The organism is Mesorhizobium sp. M0088, from assembly GCF_040322895.1.
Lineage (GTDB): Bacteria > Pseudomonadota > Alphaproteobacteria > Rhizobiales > Rhizobiaceae > Mesorhizobium.
The window spans coordinates 20,268-37,194 of record NZ_JAMYUI010000002.1 but is presented as its reverse complement, the minus strand read 5'-3'; the positions used below and the strand labels follow the sequence as shown (position 1 = coordinate 37,194).

General features: G+C 62.3%; 15 protein-coding genes and 1 pseudogene. 2 read left to right on the top strand and 14 right to left on the bottom strand.

Annotated elements, in window-relative coordinates; translation table 11 throughout:
- Positions 1-5 precede the first annotated feature (5 nt).
- On the top strand, positions 6-815 hold the full coding sequence (locus NKJ67_RS02900) for a cupin domain-containing protein (protein WP_352580366.1): 810 nt from the start codon (positions 6-8) through the stop codon (positions 813-815).
- 151 nt (positions 816-966) lie between these two features.
- On the opposite strand, the pseudogene NKJ67_RS35110 reads toward NKJ67_RS02900, so the two are convergent.
- From NKJ67_RS35110 to NKJ67_RS02850, 9 genes and pseudogenes are all read right to left on the bottom strand, one after another.
- Positions 967-1,398 (bottom strand): annotated as a pseudogene (locus tag NKJ67_RS35110) (aldehyde dehydrogenase family protein); the annotation flags it as partial.
- 212 nt (positions 1,399-1,610) lie between these two features.
- A complete protein-coding gene (locus NKJ67_RS02885) occupies positions 1,611-2,687 on the bottom strand; it encodes an ABC transporter ATP-binding protein (RefSeq protein ID WP_352580365.1) in 1,077 nt (358 codons plus the stop codon).
- On the bottom strand, positions 2,684-3,484 hold the full coding sequence (locus NKJ67_RS02880) for an ABC transporter permease (protein ID WP_352580364.1): 801 nt from the start codon (positions 3,482-3,484) through the stop codon (positions 2,684-2,686). The genes NKJ67_RS02885 and NKJ67_RS02880 overlap by 4 nt, the downstream gene beginning before the upstream one ends.
- Before the next feature lies 1 nt (position 3,485).
- On the bottom strand, positions 3,486-4,346 hold the full coding sequence (locus NKJ67_RS02875) for an ABC transporter permease (RefSeq protein ID WP_352443022.1): 861 nt from the start codon (positions 4,344-4,346) through the stop codon (positions 3,486-3,488).
- Positions 4,347-4,413: 67 nt separating this feature from the next.
- Complete coding sequence (locus NKJ67_RS02870) at positions 4,414-5,448, bottom strand: ABC transporter substrate-binding protein (RefSeq protein ID WP_352580363.1); 1,035 nt, start codon at positions 5,446-5,448, stop codon at positions 4,414-4,416.
- Between the two features lie 82 nt (positions 5,449-5,530).
- The gene (locus tag NKJ67_RS02865) at positions 5,531-7,006 is read right to left on the bottom strand and encodes an aldehyde dehydrogenase (RefSeq protein ID WP_352580631.1); all 1,476 of its coding nucleotides are present in this window, start codon (positions 7,004-7,006) and stop codon (positions 5,531-5,533) included.
- Positions 7,006-8,055: an LLM class flavin-dependent oxidoreductase gene (locus tag NKJ67_RS02860; protein ID WP_352580362.1), complete on the bottom strand. Its 1,050-nt coding sequence runs from the start codon at positions 8,053-8,055 to the stop codon at positions 7,006-7,008. Before NKJ67_RS02860 ends, NKJ67_RS02865 begins: the two co-directional genes overlap by 1 nt.
- A 5-nt stretch (positions 8,056-8,060) precedes the next feature.
- Positions 8,061-9,857: an alpha/beta fold hydrolase gene (locus NKJ67_RS02855; protein ID WP_352580361.1), complete on the bottom strand. Its 1,797-nt coding sequence runs from the start codon at positions 9,855-9,857 to the stop codon at positions 8,061-8,063.
- Entirely contained in the window at positions 9,850-10,437 is a 588-nt protein-coding gene (locus NKJ67_RS02850) for an amino acid synthesis family protein (RefSeq protein ID WP_031260025.1), read from the bottom strand. Before NKJ67_RS02850 ends, NKJ67_RS02855 begins: the two co-directional genes overlap by 8 nt.
- A gap of 130 nt (positions 10,438-10,567) precedes the next feature.
- Between NKJ67_RS02850 and NKJ67_RS02845 the strand changes: the two genes are divergently transcribed.
- Positions 10,568-11,236: a GntR family transcriptional regulator gene (locus tag NKJ67_RS02845; protein WP_352580360.1), complete on the top strand. Its 669-nt coding sequence runs from the start codon at positions 10,568-10,570 to the stop codon at positions 11,234-11,236.
- Between the two features lie 76 nt (positions 11,237-11,312).
- Here NKJ67_RS02845 and NKJ67_RS02840 read toward each other — a convergent pair whose 3' ends face one another.
- The 5 genes from NKJ67_RS02840 to NKJ67_RS02820 all read right to left on the bottom strand — a co-directional run bounded on the left by NKJ67_RS02840 (position 11,313) and on the right by NKJ67_RS02820 (position 16,781).
- On the bottom strand, positions 11,313-12,431 hold the full coding sequence (locus NKJ67_RS02840; protein ID WP_352580359.1) for a Gfo/Idh/MocA family protein: 1,119 nt from the start codon (positions 12,429-12,431) through the stop codon (positions 11,313-11,315).
- Between the two features lie 64 nt (positions 12,432-12,495).
- A complete protein-coding gene (locus tag NKJ67_RS02835; protein WP_352580358.1) occupies positions 12,496-13,686 on the bottom strand; it encodes a Gfo/Idh/MocA family protein in 1,191 nt (396 codons plus the stop codon).
- Between the two features lie 124 nt (positions 13,687-13,810).
- Positions 13,811-14,902, bottom strand: a complete 1,092-nt coding sequence (locus NKJ67_RS02830) for a fatty acid desaturase family protein (RefSeq protein WP_352580357.1) — start codon at positions 14,900-14,902, stop codon at positions 13,811-13,813.
- 157 nt (positions 14,903-15,059) lie between these two features.
- Positions 15,060-15,824 carry an ATP-binding cassette domain-containing protein gene (locus tag NKJ67_RS02825; protein ID WP_352580356.1) on the bottom strand — a complete coding sequence of 255 codons (765 nt, stop codon included), beginning with the start codon at positions 15,822-15,824 and terminating at the stop codon, positions 15,060-15,062.
- A gap of 9 nt (positions 15,825-15,833) precedes the next feature.
- Complete coding sequence (locus NKJ67_RS02820) at positions 15,834-16,781, bottom strand: ABC transporter permease (RefSeq protein WP_352580355.1); 948 nt, start codon at positions 16,779-16,781, stop codon at positions 15,834-15,836.
- Positions 16,782-16,927: the final 146 nt, after the last annotated feature.

Below are 16,927 nucleotides of genomic sequence, written 5' to 3'. Positions count from 1 at the left end.
GGGATATGCAAAAGAAGCCTCTGAAAATTGCCGAAGCGGCACGCAGCGCCGGCGTTTCCCCGTCGACACTCAGGCTGTGGGAACAGCAGGGGCTGGTCGAACCGATCCGCACACCCTCGGGGCAGCGACTCTATGATTGCGAACTCATCGAACGGCTGCAGACGATTGCCTGGATGCGGAGCGAAAAAGGTCTCAATCCGGCAGCCATCAAGGAAGGGCTCAAGGACGAGCAGGAACCGCGCCCCGCCGTGCACGGCAATGTCACTGGCGACATGCCGATCGGGATGAAGGTCAGGAGCCTTCGACGACAGGCACGGCAGACGCTGGAAACCGTGGCGCTTGCGACCGGGACCTCCCTGTCGCAGCTATCGACTTTCGAGCGGACGTCGCAGGGCATCTCGATCACCGCGCTGCACGACGTGGCAAAACACCTCGGGACGACGGTCGCCGATCTCAGCGGGCAGCAGGGGCAGGAAGAAAGCGCATCGCTCGTGCGGAGCGGAGAATGGGCGACGTGGCCGACGACCTCGTCCGGCGTCACCATCCATGCGCTCGTCCCGGGTCGGCGGCAGATGGAATGTCATCGTTTCGACCTTGCGCCCGGCGCCTCCAGCGAAGGCTCCTACCGTCACGAGGGAGAGGAATTCATCTTCGTCCTGGCGGGAGCTCTGCAGGTCGTGCTCGACGGCGATCAGTTCTTCGAACTGCGCACCGGAGACAGCTTCTATTTCGAGAGCAAGAGGCCGCATTCCTGGCGCAATCTCTCGGACAGTCAGACAATGCTGATCTGGATCAATACGCCGGCGACGTTCTGACGCCGCGCCCGCAGATTCGCGCCGGAATCGGGACCTTCGGAAATTCATCCGCGCGGCCGACATCGCCAGCGGCGCATGCTTGCGGCAGAAGGAGTCGGCATCCCGGTCCGACTGAGCTACTCCCCGATCTTCAGACAGATTTCTGGGTGGTTTAAGCTACTCTCCGCGCCTGCTGATCGGTTTCGATGCTGTTGAAGTAGACCACGGCGGGCGGCTGTCCGCCATGGGCTGCGTGAGGCCACTGACAGTTGTAGAAGGTGATCCAGCGACCGACGCCTGCCTTGGCCTGCGACCCAGTCTCCCAGGCGTGCAGGTAGACGCATTCATACTTCAGCGACCGCCACAGGCGCTCGATGAAGAGCGAGCCCTGATTGGTATTCATGATCTCGGGCGTGCCGAGGATTTCGCCGGCAATCCGCTTGGCTTCCTCGGAATAGGCGGCGGCATAGACGATCTCACCCAGCGCCTCCGCGTGCGGCTTGCCCTGCTCGGCTGTCAAGATGGTGGCAAGATCGTTGCGGTGCTCGATCATGAGATCGAACCAGCGCCGCCGAACCCGGCTCCGATCCTTAGCCGTGCGGCCAGCCCAGGCCGCGCTTTGCGGCCTCCACGGCCTAGGTCGCTTCCTTGATCCCTAAGCGGGGGACATGCGCGATCAGCGTGCCGTCAGCCGGATTTTCGACTGAGGTCGCGGCGTGCCGACAAATTCGCCGTCGACAAGGCACCGGTGTTGAAAGAGGCGCGCGTCGGCGAGCGGCGGGAGGATCATTGGCAGGAGCTTTCTCGATCGGGCAGTTATGCGGAAAACAGGAATGCCGCCGCCGGATCGAAAAAGACTTGACGGCTGCAGGGCGTCAGATCCTGCGACCGCATGGCGGCGGAAGTCGGCCTGATGTCGATCTCCTGTCCAGTGGCCGTGCGCGCGACGATGCGCCGTCGTTCGCCATAGAAGGCGACATCGACGATCTCGACAACGAGTTCCGCGCTCGCCGGCTTTCGTTCCATGCCAAACGCTTCCGGCCGGATCATCAGCCTGGTTTTTTGCCCCTTGTCGAAGGTGCAGTTGACGCTCACGCCGGAGACGACTGAACCGTCCGCCAGCCGGATCGTTGCCGCGCCATTGGCGGTTTCGAGATGTTCGGCGGTGAGGAAATTCGAATTGCCGATGAAGCCGGCGACGAAGTCGGTGGCCGGTCTGAGATACAGGTCCTCGCCGGTGCCGGTCTGCTCGATGCGACCGTCCCTGAAGAGTGCGATGCGGTCGGAGAGATGCAGTGCCTCTTCCTGGTCGTGGGTAACATAGAGGATGGTGACGCCGGTCTCGCGGTGGATGCGGCGGATCTCGGCCTGGATCTCCTCGCGCAGCTTCTTGTCGAGCGCCGACAGCGGCTCGTCCATCAAAAGGATCGGCGGATCGTAGGCCAGGGCCCGGGCGAGCGCGACGCGCTGCTGCTGGCCGCCTGACAGGGCGCCAGGCAGTCTCGCCGCAAAGCTTTCCAGTCGCACCAGCGCCAGCATATCGGCGACCTTGCGCTTGACCTCGGCGTCGGGCCGGCGGCGGACGCGCAGCGGAAAGGCAATGTTCTCGGCCACCGTCAGATGCGGAAACAGCGTGTAGCGCTGGAACACCATGCCGATGTTGCGCTTGTGCGAGGGTATCGCCAGCAAGGACTTGCCTTCCAACTGCACGTCGCCGGAACTCGGATCCTGGAAGCCGGCGATGGCATAGAGCGTCGTCGATTTCCCCGAGCCTGACGGTCCGAGAAAGGTCAGGAATTCGCCCCTGGGAATCTCAAGGGTGACGTCGTGCACGGCGGTGAACGCGCCGAACGCCTTGTGCAATTTGCGGATGGAGAGGAAGGGCTGGGTCATGTCTTGACCTTTCGCTGCAGCAGCGCCGTCACCACCATCAGGGCAAGCGTCAGCCCGACCAGCAGGCTGGAGGCGGCGGCGATGACCGGGCTCAGATCCGAGCGCAGACTGCCCCAGATCTTGACGGGCAGGGTTTGCAAGGAGGGGCTCGCCATGAAGATCGCCACCACGACTTCATCCCACGAGGCGAGGAAGGAAAAGATCGCGGCGGAAAAGATGCCAATGCGAATGGACGGCAAGGTGATCCGAAGCTTGGCCTCGAGCGGGTTGGCGCCGCAGACGATGGCCGCGTCCTCGATCGACTTGTCGAAGCCTTCCAGTGCCGTGGCGATCGGAATGATGGAGAAGGGCAGCGCCAGCACGGTATGGGCGATGACGAAGCCGATCGTCGTGCCGCCGAGGCCAAGGCGCAGGAAGAAGGCGTAGATGGCGACGGCGAAGACGACGACGGGCAGCACCATTGGCGTCAGCAGCAGGCCGCGCAGGATCTCGCGCCCCCGGAAACTGCCCCGGACCAAGGCAAAGGAGGCGAGTAGGCCGATCACCACGGCAAGGATCGCTGTCATTGTGGCGATGCGGGCGCTGGTCAAAGCCGCCTCCAGCCAGGCCGGGTCGGCAAAAAGCTCCTGGTACCATTTAAGTGTCCAGCCAGGCGGCGGGAAGGCGAGCCAGCGCGACGAGCCGAAGGAGAGCAGGACGATGAAGACCACCGGCAGCAGAAGAAAGCCGGCGACCAGCGCGGTGAAGCCGAGCAGGGCAATTTTCAGCCATCCCATGCGGTCATAGTCGAGCAGCATGTCAGGCGCCTCCACTCATGCGCCTGGCGCCGACGAGGCGCAGCTGCAGCGCGTAGAGCGCCATGGTGACGACCAGGAGGATGAAGGCGGCGGCGCTGCCGAGCCCCCAGTTGAGCAGCGACTGGATCATCTGCGCGATCATTTCGGCCAGCATCATGTTCGAGGTGCCGCCGAGCAGTGCCGGCGTGACGAAATAGCCGAGTGACATGACGAAGACCATCAGGCCGCCGGCGGCGACACCGGGCAGCGACAGCGGCAAAAGGATGCGGCGGAACGCCTGGAGGGGGCTGGCGCCGCACAATGCGGCGGCGCGCAGCGTCATCGGATCGATCGCCCGCAGCGTGCCGACCAGCGGCAGGATCATGAAGGGCAGCATGATGTAGACCATGCCGATGGTGACGCCGGTCAGATTGTTGATGAGCGGCAGCGGCTGGTCGATGATTCCTGCGGCCATCAGCGTCCGGTTGATGACGCCGGTGCGCTGCAGCAGCACCATCCAGGCATAGGTGCGGGTCAGGAGATTGGTCCACATCGACAGGATAATGACGCCGAGGACGATCGAGGCCAGCGCCGAGGGCATGATCGCCAGCATCCAGGCGACCGGAAAGGCGACGAGGACGGTGACGATGGTGACCACCGAGGCGACGAGGAAGGTGTTGAAGAACACCCGCGCATAGGTGCCGTCACCCAGCAGCGTTGCGTAGTTCTGCAGGCCGGGTTCGGGCTCGATGACACTGCGCAAGAGCAGGGCCAAGACCGGCACGACGAAGAACAGCACGATCAGGACCAGCGCCGGCAGCAGGCTGTCGAAGCCTGCCGGCATGCGGAATCCTGGTAGGCTCTGGCGTGTTTCGACCGACATGGCAGTGATCCGGCTATGGGACGAGACGGTGCTGGCCGTCTCGTCCCTTGCTGTTCAAGAGGCAGGCTTATTTCGCCTGCCAGGCGTACCAGCGCGTGGCGATCTCGTCGCGGTGCTCGGCCCAGTAGTTCATGTCGAGGTTGATCTGCCCGTCGACATGGGCGTCCGGCAGCGACTTCACGACGTCCGCCGCCATTTCGGCCTTGGCCTTGGTGTTGACAGGCGCATAGCCGCTGGCTGCGGCAAATTTCGCCTGGCCGGTCGGGCTGCTCGCCGCGGCGAGGAACTTCATCGCGGCGTCCTTGTTCTTGGCGCCCTTCGGCACCACGAGGACGTCGGCCGCGGTCAGGTTCTGGTTCCAGGAGACGCCGACATCGGCGCCGTCCTTCTCCAACGCAAAGACGCGGCCGTTCCACAGCTGGCCGAAGGCCGCTTCGCCCGACGCTATCAATTGCTGCGACTCCGCCCCGCCGCCCCACCAGACGATGTCCGGCTTGATGGTGTCTAGCTTCTTGAAGGCGCGGTCGAGATCGAGCGGATAGAGCTTGTCGGCGGGAACGCCGTCAGCCAGCAGCGCGATTTCGATGACGCCGGGCGCCGACCATTTGTAGAAGGTCCGTTTGCCCGGGAATTTCTTGGTGTCGAACATGTCGGCCCAGCCGGCCGGGTCGCCCGAAACGGCGCCCTTGTTCCAGGCAAGCACGAAGGAATAATAGAAACTGCCGACGGCGTGGCCGGTGGTGAAGCGCGGATCGAGATCGGCCTTCGGCACGGCGGCGAAGTCGATCGGCTCGAGCAGGCCGTCCTTTGCCGCCTTGATGGCGAAATCCATCTCGACGTCGACGACATCCCAGTTGACGCTGCCGGCGTCGACCATCGCCTTCAGCTTGCCGTAGTCGGTGGGGCCGTCCTGCATGACCTTGATGCCGGATGCGGCGGTGAACGGTTCGGCCCAGGATTTGGTCTGCGCTTCTTGGGTCGTCCCGCCCCAGGAGGTGAACACCATGTCCTCGGCCTTTGCGGCCGCCGTTGCCAAAAGTGTTGTTGCCAGAAGTGTCGTTGCAAGAAGGCGGGCAAGGGCGCCGGTCGTGATCAGTTTCATGTCGTTCTCCTCTATTTGTCTTCGTTGTTTGCTGATGCGACCGGCGTTTTCGCCTTGATCGCGTTTTTCCGGCCAGCGGCGGCTACCGCATGACAAATGGATCGGGAATTGGTTCGTCCGAAGTGCGTATCCAAACCGATTTCGAACGCGTGTAGTCGCGGATGGCGTCCATGCCGCCTTCGCGGCCGAGGCCCGACTGGCCATAGCCGCCAAACGGAACCAGCGGCGAGACGGCCCGGTAGGTGTTGATCCAGACCACGCCGGCATGGATGCCGCGCGCCATGCGGTGCGCTTTGGCAAGATTGGTGGTGAAGACGCCGGACGCCAAGCCGAACTTGGTGTCGTTGGCAAGCGCCAGCGCTTCGGCTTCCGTGTCGAAGGCGATCACGCTGAGCACCGGACCGAAGAGTTCTTCGCGCACGCAGGCGAGGCTCTGATCGAGCGCTTCGATGATCGTCGGCGCATAGTAGAAGCCGTCCGGCTTGCTCTCGGGGTGCGCGCCGCCGGTGACCAGCCGGCCGCCCGTGGCCAGGCTTTCGGTGATGATCTTCTCGATCCAGTCGCGCTGGCGCGCGGTGGCGAGCGGTCCCATTTCGGTTTCGGCATCTTGGGGGTCGCCGATCCTGATGGCCTCCGCCTTGCGCTTGAGCCGCGCGAGAAACTCGTCCTTCACCGAGCGCTCGACCAGCAGCCGCGAGCCGGCGACGCAGCTCTGGCCGGTGGCGGCAAAGATGCCGGCGACGACGGCGTTGGCGGCACTGTCCAGATCGGCATCGGCAAAGACCACGACCGGGCTTTTGCCGCCGAGCTCAAGCGTCGTGTAGGCGAGATTTTCCGCCGTGTTCCTGACGATCTGGCGGGCCGTCGCCGGGCCGCCGGTGAAGGCGACGCGGGCGACCAGGGGATGGCTGGTCAGGCGGTGTCCGCAATCATGGCCGAAGCCGGTCAGGATGTTGACGGTGCCGGCGGGAAAGCCCGCCTCATGAACCAGTTCGGCGAAGGCCAGCAGCGGGGCGGGGCCATCCTCCGACGCCTTGAGGACGACGGTGCAGCCGGCGGCCAGCGCCGGCCCGAGCTTGACGGCGGACAGGAAGAGCTGCGAGTTCCACGGCACAATGGCGGCTACGACGCCGATCGGTTCGGGCCGGATCGTCACCTCCATATCCGCCTTGTCGATGGGAACAAACGAGCCTTCGTGCTTGTCGGCGAGACCGCCATAGTAGCGGCAGTAGTCGCCGACATAGGCGATCTGGGCGCGGGTCTCGCGGATGATCTTGCCGGTATCGCGCGTCTCCAATTGCGCCAGCCGATCGGCATTGGCGACGACGAGATCGCCGAGCCGCACCAAAAGCTTGCCACGGGCGCTCGCCGTCATCGCTGCCCACGGACCGGATCGCAGTGCCCGGTGGGCGGCTTCGACAGCGCGGTCGACGTCGGCGGCTGATGCAGCTGGCATTTTTGCCCATGTTGCGCCGGTCGACGGGTCGATGCTGTCGAAGGTCGCTGCCCCTTCGACGAAGTTGCCGTCTATGTAGTTCCTGAATTCGCCGGTGCCCATCACGTGCGCGGTCCCCGGAAGGCCGGCATCACTTTGTCGATGAACAGCTGCAGCGATTTCTTCTTGCGCGCGTGCGAAAGGCCGCTGTCGATCCAGATCGAATACTGGTCGTAGCCGAGCGCCTCATAAGCCTTGAGCCTGGCGATCACCTCCTCGGCTTCGCCGATCACCAGATTTTGCCGGATCTTGTCTGGCGCGTATTGCGGCATGGCCGCGATCTCGGCCTCGGTCAGCGCCTCCAGCACGCCCTGGCGCACTGGCTTCTTGTTCTGGAACCAGGCGCCGAACTGGCAGTAGAATTGCGACAGGTCCCGTGTCAGGCGATGGGCGTCGGCTGCGTCCTCGGCCACGAATGTGTGCATCAAGAGCATTATTTCCGGCCGTGCTATCTCCGGGTGGGAAGCACAGGCGGTGTTGAAGCGCTCCATGAGGCTAGTCACTTCGCCATCGCCGGAGGCGAGCGGCGTCACCTGCACGTTGCATTTGTTGGCAACCGCGAAATCGTGCGAGTTGGGATCGCGCGCCGCCACCCAGATCGGCGGATAAGGTTCTTGCAGCGGCTTGGGCGACGCGGTGGTCGAGGGAAACGACCAGAACTCGCCAGAGAGCTCGAAATCGCCATCCCACAGGCCACGGATCGCCGGTACCATTTCGCGCATGCGCTGACCCGCGCCCCAGGCTTCGAGCCCGGGGAAAAGCCGCTGGTATTCGTATGCATAGGCGCCGCGTGCAATGCCGATGTCGAGCCGGCCGCCGGTGATGACGTCGGCCATCGCCGCTTCGCCTGCAAGCTTGATCGGGTGCCAAAACGGCGCGACGATGGTTCCGGTGCCGAGCCGGATCGTGCTCGTCTTGGCGCCCAAATAGGCGATGTTGATGAAAGGGTTGGGCGAGATGGTGAATTCCATCCCGTGATGCTCACCGATCCAGGCGGTCTCGAAGCCGGCCTGCTCGGCCAGCACGACAAGTTCCTCCAGTTCGGCAACAAGCTCGGAATGCGGCTTCGCCAGATCCGAGCGCTCCATGTGGACGAACAGCGAAAATTTCATTGGCATCACCTGCGACCAGTAAGAGCTTGGGGCGACGCGGCCCTGGCGAGCGGCCGGACTTCGCCTTCGACCTCGTTGCCGACATAGACACCGAAAGCATCTTCCGTGCGTTCACTGATATAGCGGGTCAGCATGGAACGAACCGCCGGATCGGCGATCTTCAGATCGGCGATATCGTCGATCTCGACAAGCCGCGTCTGGCGATCGCTGGGATTGGGTGCGGTAACCGTTCCCCGGTAGTAGACGTGTGAGCGCGACGGATCGGCCGCGTCGTCCCACACCGCAAACAGGAAGCCGAGCTGTGCGTCGACAGCCTTGGCGGCGAGGCATCCCTTGAGGCTGCGAGCGTCCTTCGGCGAGCCCAGCCCGCGACCCGCCGGCAATTCGTGGAAACCGCCCGATGTTTCGAAGAACAGCACGCGGCCTTCATTCTCGAGAATGGCACCAACTTCGGTCCCATGAGGTGCTGCCGCCAGCGCCTCCTGGCTGAGGCCGGGTGTGACATAGGTGCCGCGGCAATAGCCAAGCGGCTGCGCGCCATTGTGGGTGAAGTCGCGAACGCGGCCGATCAGGATCGAATGGTCACCTGCGTCGACCAGTTGCTCCATGCCGCAATCGAATACGGCGACGGAACCGTCGATCAGCGGATTGCCGGTTTGCCCGGACTGCCAGGCAACAGAAGCGAATTTATCGGCGGCCTTGGAGGCGAAGATGCCGGATTCTACCTTCTGGCTCTCCGACAGGATGTTGATGGCGAAACCTCTCGAGGTCGAAAAGGCGCTGTGCCCCAACGCCTTCTTGGCGATGCACACAAGCACCAGCGGCGGATCGAGCGATACCGAGGTGAAGGAGTTGGCGGTGAAGCCGCGTGGCTCGCCCTCCGCACTGACCGTGGTGACGATGGTGACACCGGTCAGGAACGAGCCGAGCGCCCGCCTGAATTCGCCGGCGTCAAATGCAGCAGCCATCTCCGGCCTAATGGCAGCGTCTTTCTCCGCATCGAGAAACGCCATCATGTGTTGAGTCACTTTTTCCGGCGAAGCGATTGTCATCATGTGTCTTTCGCCGCTGAGAACGAGACATTGCCCGTGCGGTGCCAGTCGGGCCATCGCCGCCGACATGGCCGGCGTGGAATTCCTGTCTTCCGATCCGGTCATGAACAGTGCCGGCGCTGCGAGCTCGGCCAGGCGGTCGACATGCTCGGTATCGGCGCGGGCAAACAGGCGATAGGTGCGCGCGTAGCCCTGAGCGCTGACGCCTTCAAGCGCCGTGCGTGCCGTTGCGGCTGCACTGGCAAGGGTGGCCGGCAGCGGGTCGCCGAACCAGCGGGCAAGCGTTGCGGCGATGGCCGAAGGATCGGCATGAGAGCCGAGTGCTGCCGCGCGTTCGAGCACCGCCTGCGCCAATGCCTCAGGACGACGGAACACGCCGTTGAGGCAGATGACGGAGTCGACACGCGACGGTGCGCGAAGGGCGATTTCGAGAGCGACCAGCGCCCCCATGGAGTGGCCGACGATCGAAACAGAGGCGAGACCGAGGTGATCGAGCAAGCGGATCGCCTGGTCGGCAAAGTCGGACAGGTTGGAGTTTTCCGGCGGCAGCGGCGAATTTCCATGGCCGAGCATATCGATGGCGATCAGCTCGCGGCGATCCTGCATCAGCTCGATCTGCGCCTGCCAGATCCCGGCATTCATACCGACGCCGTGGATGAGCAGAACCGGCGCGCCGGAGCCGGCACGGATGAAGCCGGTTCCGTCCGGAGCCGTGTCCCGGACCCATGCAAGGGCGGCGGCGTCAGCCATGCAGATCACCGACCTCCTTCAGATCCTGATAGCGGTCGCCGATGCGGTGGTGCGGACGTCCGCCAATGGAAGCGCCGAGCGCCACCACCAGTTCGTCCGGCGCCGGCGCGTCGCCGATCTGGAAATGCACGGTCAAATAGTGGGAGCGGCGGCCTTCGTCGTTCTTGTCCATCAGCGGGATCATGATTGGCGTGTTCGGCCCGCCACGCAGATTGGTGAAGGCGAGATAGGTCTTGGCGCCAACGGCACGGCGATAGTGGTTGCCGAAATGCAGGGTGTGGATCAGCGCCGAGGCGTGTTCGATCTCGCCTGAGGTGCCGCAGATGGCAGCCTTGCCGTAGCCCTCGATCGCCTCGCCGGAACCGGCGACGGCAAGAATCTCACGGGTAAGCAACTCGCCAAGCACCGGCGCATAGGCCCGTATCGCGGGCGAAAGGTCATCGGTAAACCCCTTGCCCGCCCACGGGTTGTCCAAGACAGCAGCGACGCCTATTAGGCGCAGGGGCCTGGGTGCCGCCTTGCCACCCTCGATCAGAGTGGTCTCGACATGGGTCACTATCTTCCGAATAGCAGGGCTCATAGAGGTCCTCTGGAAATTGACCAAGGTTGAACTCACATTCCATAATATGGTATACCATACTATTATCGGCCAAAGCGCCTTGTCAACAGCCATTCGAATCTGGTTTCGTCATTCGTGAAAGGACCAATCCATGGACGATACACTTCGCATCGAGCGCTCGACAAAAACGCTTCGGACCCTGGCGCTGGAACGCATGCGCGAAGCGATCATGGATTTTCGGTTCCAGCCAGGTGAAAGGCTTGTCGAACGGCCGCTTTGCGACCAACTCGGCGTCAGTCGTTCCGTGGTTCGAGAAGTGCTGCGTCAGTTGGAGACCGAGGGCCTTGTCCAGATGATTCCAGGGCACGGGCCGGCGGTAGCGCGACCCGACCTCAACCGTACGGAGGAGATCTATGAGTTGCGTGCCTTGCTTGAGGGGATCGCGGCGCGTGCCTGCGCGCTCACCGCAACCAGCGAACAGATTGAAGGTCTTGAACGCGCGTATGAGGACCTGCTCAAGGCATGGGCCTCAAGCATTCCCGTCGAGGTGATGCGGGCAACATCGCGCTTTTACGAGAATTTGTTTGTTGCCGCAGGCAAGCTGATCGCCTGGGAAATCGTGCAAGGATTGAACGTGCGCATCAATCAATTACGATCGATGACGATCGCCTCGGCCAATCGGCGCGGTCCTGCGATCGCCGAGATGGAAGATATCATGAACGCGATAAGGGCACGTGAGGCCGACAAGGCGCAAGCCGCCGCCCGGCACCATGTCGAGCAGGCCTGGAACATCGCGCGGTTGTCCTTGCGTTCCATCTGATTTGCTGTTGCTGCCACCGTGGAATCGGCAAAGGCTGTCGCTGCGCCTTTCGCTAAAGGTCTTTTGTTAGACCCGCTCATTCGACGTTGCGCCACGTGCCAGCCTTTGCTGAGCTGTAGATCGCTTCGACGGTGCGCTGCACCTCCAGCCCCTCCCGGAAGCCCGCGTGACCAGCCTTTTCGCCAGCAACGGCTCGCAGGAAGTCGCACACTTCAATGGTCTTGAGATCATTGAAGCCGATCTGATGACCGGGCGCGACGCAGAACGCACCATATGGATCGTGCGCGGGTCCGGCGAATATCTTCCGGAAACCGCTGCGGCCTTGCGCGTCTGACGTGAGATAAAGGTCGAGCTCATTAAAGCGCTCCTGACTAAAGGCAATTCCACCCCTCGATCCGGAGATAGCGAAGTCGTGTTGCATCTTGCGTCCGGTCTCGATCCAATTGGCCTGGATGCAGCCGGTAGCTCCGTTCTCGAAACGAACAAAAGCGCGGCCAATGTCTTCCACGTCGACCTTGCGGCGTGTCATTGATCCCAATGCTTCGGGGCGTTCGGTTATGACGGTTCGAAGATCGCCCAGCACCTCGGCGATCGGGCCGACCAGATAGCGCGCTGTCGCCACGACGTGACTGCCGAGATCTGCCAGCGCGCCGCCGCCGCCGGCTGGGTCGAGCCGCCACGTCCACGGCGCCTGCGCATCCGCCATGTAGTCTTCCGCATGGATGCCGTTGAAAGATCGCACCTCGCCGATTTCGCCGCTCTCGATGATCTCCTTGGCGAGCTTCAGCATCGGATTCTTCAAGTAGTTGAAGCCGACGGCCGTGACGACGCCAGCCGCCTCCGCGGCAAGCGTCATTTCCAACGCCTCGGAAGTGCTCGGAGCAAGCGGCTTCTCGCAATAGACGTGCTTGCCCGCCGCGATGGCGGCCAATGCCATTTCCCTGTGAAGAATGTTGGGCGCGGTGATGTCCACGATATGGACATCGTCCCGCGCTATAAGTTCCCCCCAGTTGTCGGTGGAGTCGTCAAATCCGAGTGCGGCCGCCGCGTCTCTGGCGCGGTTGCCGTCGACGTCGGCCAGCACCACCCGATCGACCTTGATGGGAAGGTCGAAGACGTGATTGACAGCAGTGAAACCAAACGCATGGGTCCTGCCCATGAAGCCTGAACCGATCAGGCCCAATCCCAGTCGCATCGCAGTGTCCTTTGTCAAAGCTTTGTCGCAGCGGTGGGCTGCTGGGCTATCCGAGCCCGCGCGGTCAAATCACGATCTTGCAGTCCCGCCAGACACTGCCCGCCTCATGGCTGTCGGCACAGGCATCGACGAACTTGACCCCCCGCGCGCCGTCGGCGACGCTGGGGTAGTTCAGCAGGCCCGCAGGTACGGACTTTCCGTTGCGGCGGGCTTCGATGGCAATGGCAAACTCGGTGTACAGATTGGCCCAGGCATCCGAAAGCGCCTCGGGATGACCACGTGGCATGGTTATGAGGCGCTCGGCTTGCGTTACCATGCCAGCGCCATGTCCGCGTACGAACACAGTCTCTGGCTGGTTCAATCTATTGAAACGGAGGAATTCCGGCTTTTCTTGATCCCATTCAAGCCCTGCTTTGTCGCCATAGACCCTGATCCTGAGCCCGCAATAGTTGCCTGGGGCGGCCTGCGTGACCCAGAGCGTTCCGGGCACGCCTCCCTCATAGCGAGTTTGCACGAAGGCGGTATCCTCCATCGCTTTCGGCGCGCCGCACACATGAAACTCAGCCCGGCACTGGACCATCTCCAAGCCTGTAACGAAGTGGGCGAGATGGAAAGCATGTGTGCCTATGTCATTGGTCGCCGAGGCACGGCCCATGCGCTGGGGGTCTCGGCGCCATCGAGCTCCCTTGAAGTTCGGATCATCCGGTTCGGTTGCCCAGTCCTGCATGTACTCGACATGAATTTGCCGCACACGGCCGAGTTCACCCGCCAACACAAGCTCGCGCGCCTGTCTGACCATGGCGTGCGAGGTGTAGGGATAGGTAACGCCGACAACAAGGCCTGTGTCCTTCTGCAGTCTTACGAGTTCCAGCGCGTCCTCAACCCTAGTGGTGAGCGGCTTGTCGCAGATCACGTCAATGCCCTTCTTGAGAAAGGCCTCGGCGATGTTCTTGTGGGTCCAGTTCGGCGTCGAGATGACCACCGCCTCGATGCCGTCCGGGAGCGTTGCCTCGTGCCGGGCCATCTCCTGATAGTCAGTGTAGACGCGGTCAAGCAGCCAATCGCGACCGGAGGCCAATGCGACCTCTGGGTCGGATGAAAGGGCGCCGGCCACCGCTTGCCATCGATTGGAGAGCCGCGCGCCCATGGCGTGAACCTGCCCGATCAGGGCGCCGCGCCCGCCGCCGACGAAGCCCAGCCTGAGCCGGCGTGTGATCGGTGGAAATCGCGTTTCATCGGATGCAACAAGACTCATTTGGTTCCCTCCCGGGTGGTGCGAGCCACATCGCAAAGGAGGTGGCTGCGTTGTTGGTCACTTGTCCGCCCCGGCGACTTACATCCCGGGATGTAATCTCAGATGTGGCGAATGCGGACCGGAGTCACGACGCGGCACCAGCCGGCGACGCGTTTAGCGACGCGAATTCGGCGACAGGACGAGCGCTCGACGGCAGGGTGCGAAGGACAAAGTATGTCGGGTCTCGTCGCTGTCGCCACAACGCGGGAGCAATCTCCTTCCATGCCGCCCATAGGCTCGGATAAGGAGCGGCAGAGTCGTCCTTCATGATTTCGTGCAGCTTCGGAAGAGCGTGGTAGGGCACCATTGGGAACATGTGATGCTCCAGGTGAAAGTTCATATTCCAATAAATAAAGCGGAAGAGCGGATTGAGACGAACCGTGCGTGTATTCAGCCGATGGTCAATCACGTCTTCCGCCAGCCCGGCATGCTGGGTGTATCCGAAAACAACAACGTCGAGCCAAGCACCGAAGAAAGTTGGCAGGCCGACCAACATCAGCGGGAGCCAGCTTTTGATCGCAACCGCCCACACGACCATGGCCGTTAGCAGGAGCGCCTGCAGCCTGGCCTCGAGAAATATCTTCCAGCGCTCCGTCTCAGGCACGAAGTCCTGTTCGTCTGCGGTCATTACCCCGAAGATATGCCGCGCCATCTTGCGGAGCTCGGAAAATCCGGTCTTGATATAAAGCAGATCGAGGAATGCGCCTGTAAGATTTGGCGGCCTTGTCAGGGCGATCTCCGGGTCGCGTCCGACCACGATGGTGTCTGTATGGTGACGGCTATGGCTCCAGCGCCACAGTGTGCCGTTACGCAGGATCATGAACGAAGCCAGATGGTAAACCGCAATGTTTAACCAACGCGATTTGAATGCGGTCCCGTGACCGCATTCGTGCCAGCGGGAGTCGCCGCACGATCCATAGAATATGCTGTAAATTAGAAACACAGGTATCGCCCACAGCAAGCCCCATGTCATGTAAAGAGCTGTTCCGCTCGCACCCAGGATTGCAAACCAGATCAGCGTGTCGCGAACCGCAGGGCCGTCACTGCGTTTCATCAGCTCCTTCATTTCCTTGCGAGGAATTGGCGAGGCGTACCATTGCGCACCAGCCAACCCCCCGGCTACAGCGGCCGCGGAGTTGCTGCCCTTCAGTCCATAGTCCTTCAGTGTCTTGCCCATGTCGCATACTCCCAAGGCGTTTTTCCAAGACGCTCCGCGCATTTGTGCCGGCTGCTGCCACGGTCATCCGAGCCGTTTACCCCTTGCCAAATCCATCTTGGCGAAACCATGAATTGCGGCACGCTGGTTGCGCCCGTATGACGCCGCGACGGCGTGCTCATGTGCGGATCACATGATCCGTGAGTTCTTCGATTGTTGTGTCCTTCTTGGCGGCTTCGAAGACCTTGGTCCCGTGGCTCATCACGACGAAACGATCGCAGACCATGTAGGCGTGGTAGAGGTTATGAGTGACCAGGACGCTGGAGGTACCCTCGCGCTTCAGATCGCGTACATAGGCTAGAAGGTGCTCGGTCTCGCGGACCGATAGCGCAGAGGTCGGCTCGTCGAGCAAAAGGATGTTGCGCTTGAAGTGGACCGCGCGTGCGATCGCAACCGCCTGCTTCTGGCCGCCCGACAGGAAGCCAACCTCTTTGTCAGGGTCATCGATGCCGGAGATCTGCACCGCACTGCCAAGGATATCGATCGCTTTGTCGCGCATTGCCCTGTGGTCCATGAAGCCTAAGCGCCTGGTCAATTCACGCCCCATGAAGATATTGCGACTAATGGACATGGAATCGACCAGGGCAATGTCCTGGTAGATGGTTTCGATACCGGCTGCCTCGGAGGCAGCGCGGTTTCGAATTTCCGTCTTCCTGCCGCCGACGTAGATCTCACCCGATGTTGGAGGATTGATGCCGGAAATCATCTTGACCAAGGTCGATTTGCCAGCGCCATTGTCCCCCAGAAGTCCCACAACCTCGTTGCTGCCGATGTGGAAATTCATGTTGTCGAGGGCGAGGAACGAACCGTATTTCTTGACGATATTGCGCGCTTCATAGAGCGGTGTGCCGGTGTCGGCTGCTGCCTTGCTCAGCATACTCATCTTCCTTCCTCAGCCTCGCACTCGACGGACCGCGGTGTTCATGACCACCGCCAGCACAATCAGGGCCCCCACGAACATGTCGAAATAGAAGGCCGGCGCCCGCAGCAGCAGCAGAACATCCTGAATGGTGAAAACCAACGCAGTTCCCAGTACAATGCCCAGGATGGAACCGCGGCCGCCGGTCAGGGCGAAGCCGCCGATCACGCATGCCGCGATTGTTTGCAATTCCATGCCCAAACCGCCGCCTGGCTGAATGGAGCCCACGCGAGACGCCGCCACGATGCCAGAGAAGGCGGCCATGAACCCGGCCAACGCGAACGCGACGGTCTTGGTGCGAACCGGATTGATGCCGATGGCGACGGCGGCGTTGCGGTTGCCGCCGACAGCGAAGAAGTGGTTGCCCATCCGATGATGGTGCAGGAGAAAATAAAAGATCACGGCAAAAACGAGAAACCAGATCATCGAGGCATGGACGACGCCGACTTCTCCACCGAACAGGGTGGCGAAGGGTTCGGTCGGCTTGAAGCGCAGCGCCGATGAGCCATGAACAAACAGCGTCGTGCCCTTCCAGAACAGCATGCCTCCCAGCGTGGTGATAAACGACGGTATGTTGAACCGAAGGGTGATGAAGGCGTGCGCGATACCGATCAGCACGCCCAGAGCCAACGCGAACGCCATGCCCATGAAGGGCGCTAGCGCGCTGCTGGGATCGGCGGCGATGTCGCCCATGAAATGGTTCGAGACCTCGGCGCAAATGATCGACAGCAGCGAATATTGCGCGCCCACCGAAAGGTCGTACTCACCCGCGATCATCAGGATGCCGACGCCCAGCGCCATGATGCCGGGCACGGCGATCGACTTCAGCGTGACAGAGATGTTGGCCGGCACCAGGTAGCGAAACGAGTCCGGGAATATCAGAGCGGCGATGACGCACACGATCTGCACCAGGATGAACATGACCGCAATGCCGCCTTCGGGGCGATCGCGGATCCAGTCGCCGAGCTTGACGGTCAGCGGGCGCTTGGCCCGCGCCGCGATGGCCTTTCGAATATGGTCGGACTGGCTCAGTGTCATCTTGCCCTCACGTTGGACGGATTTTGGCG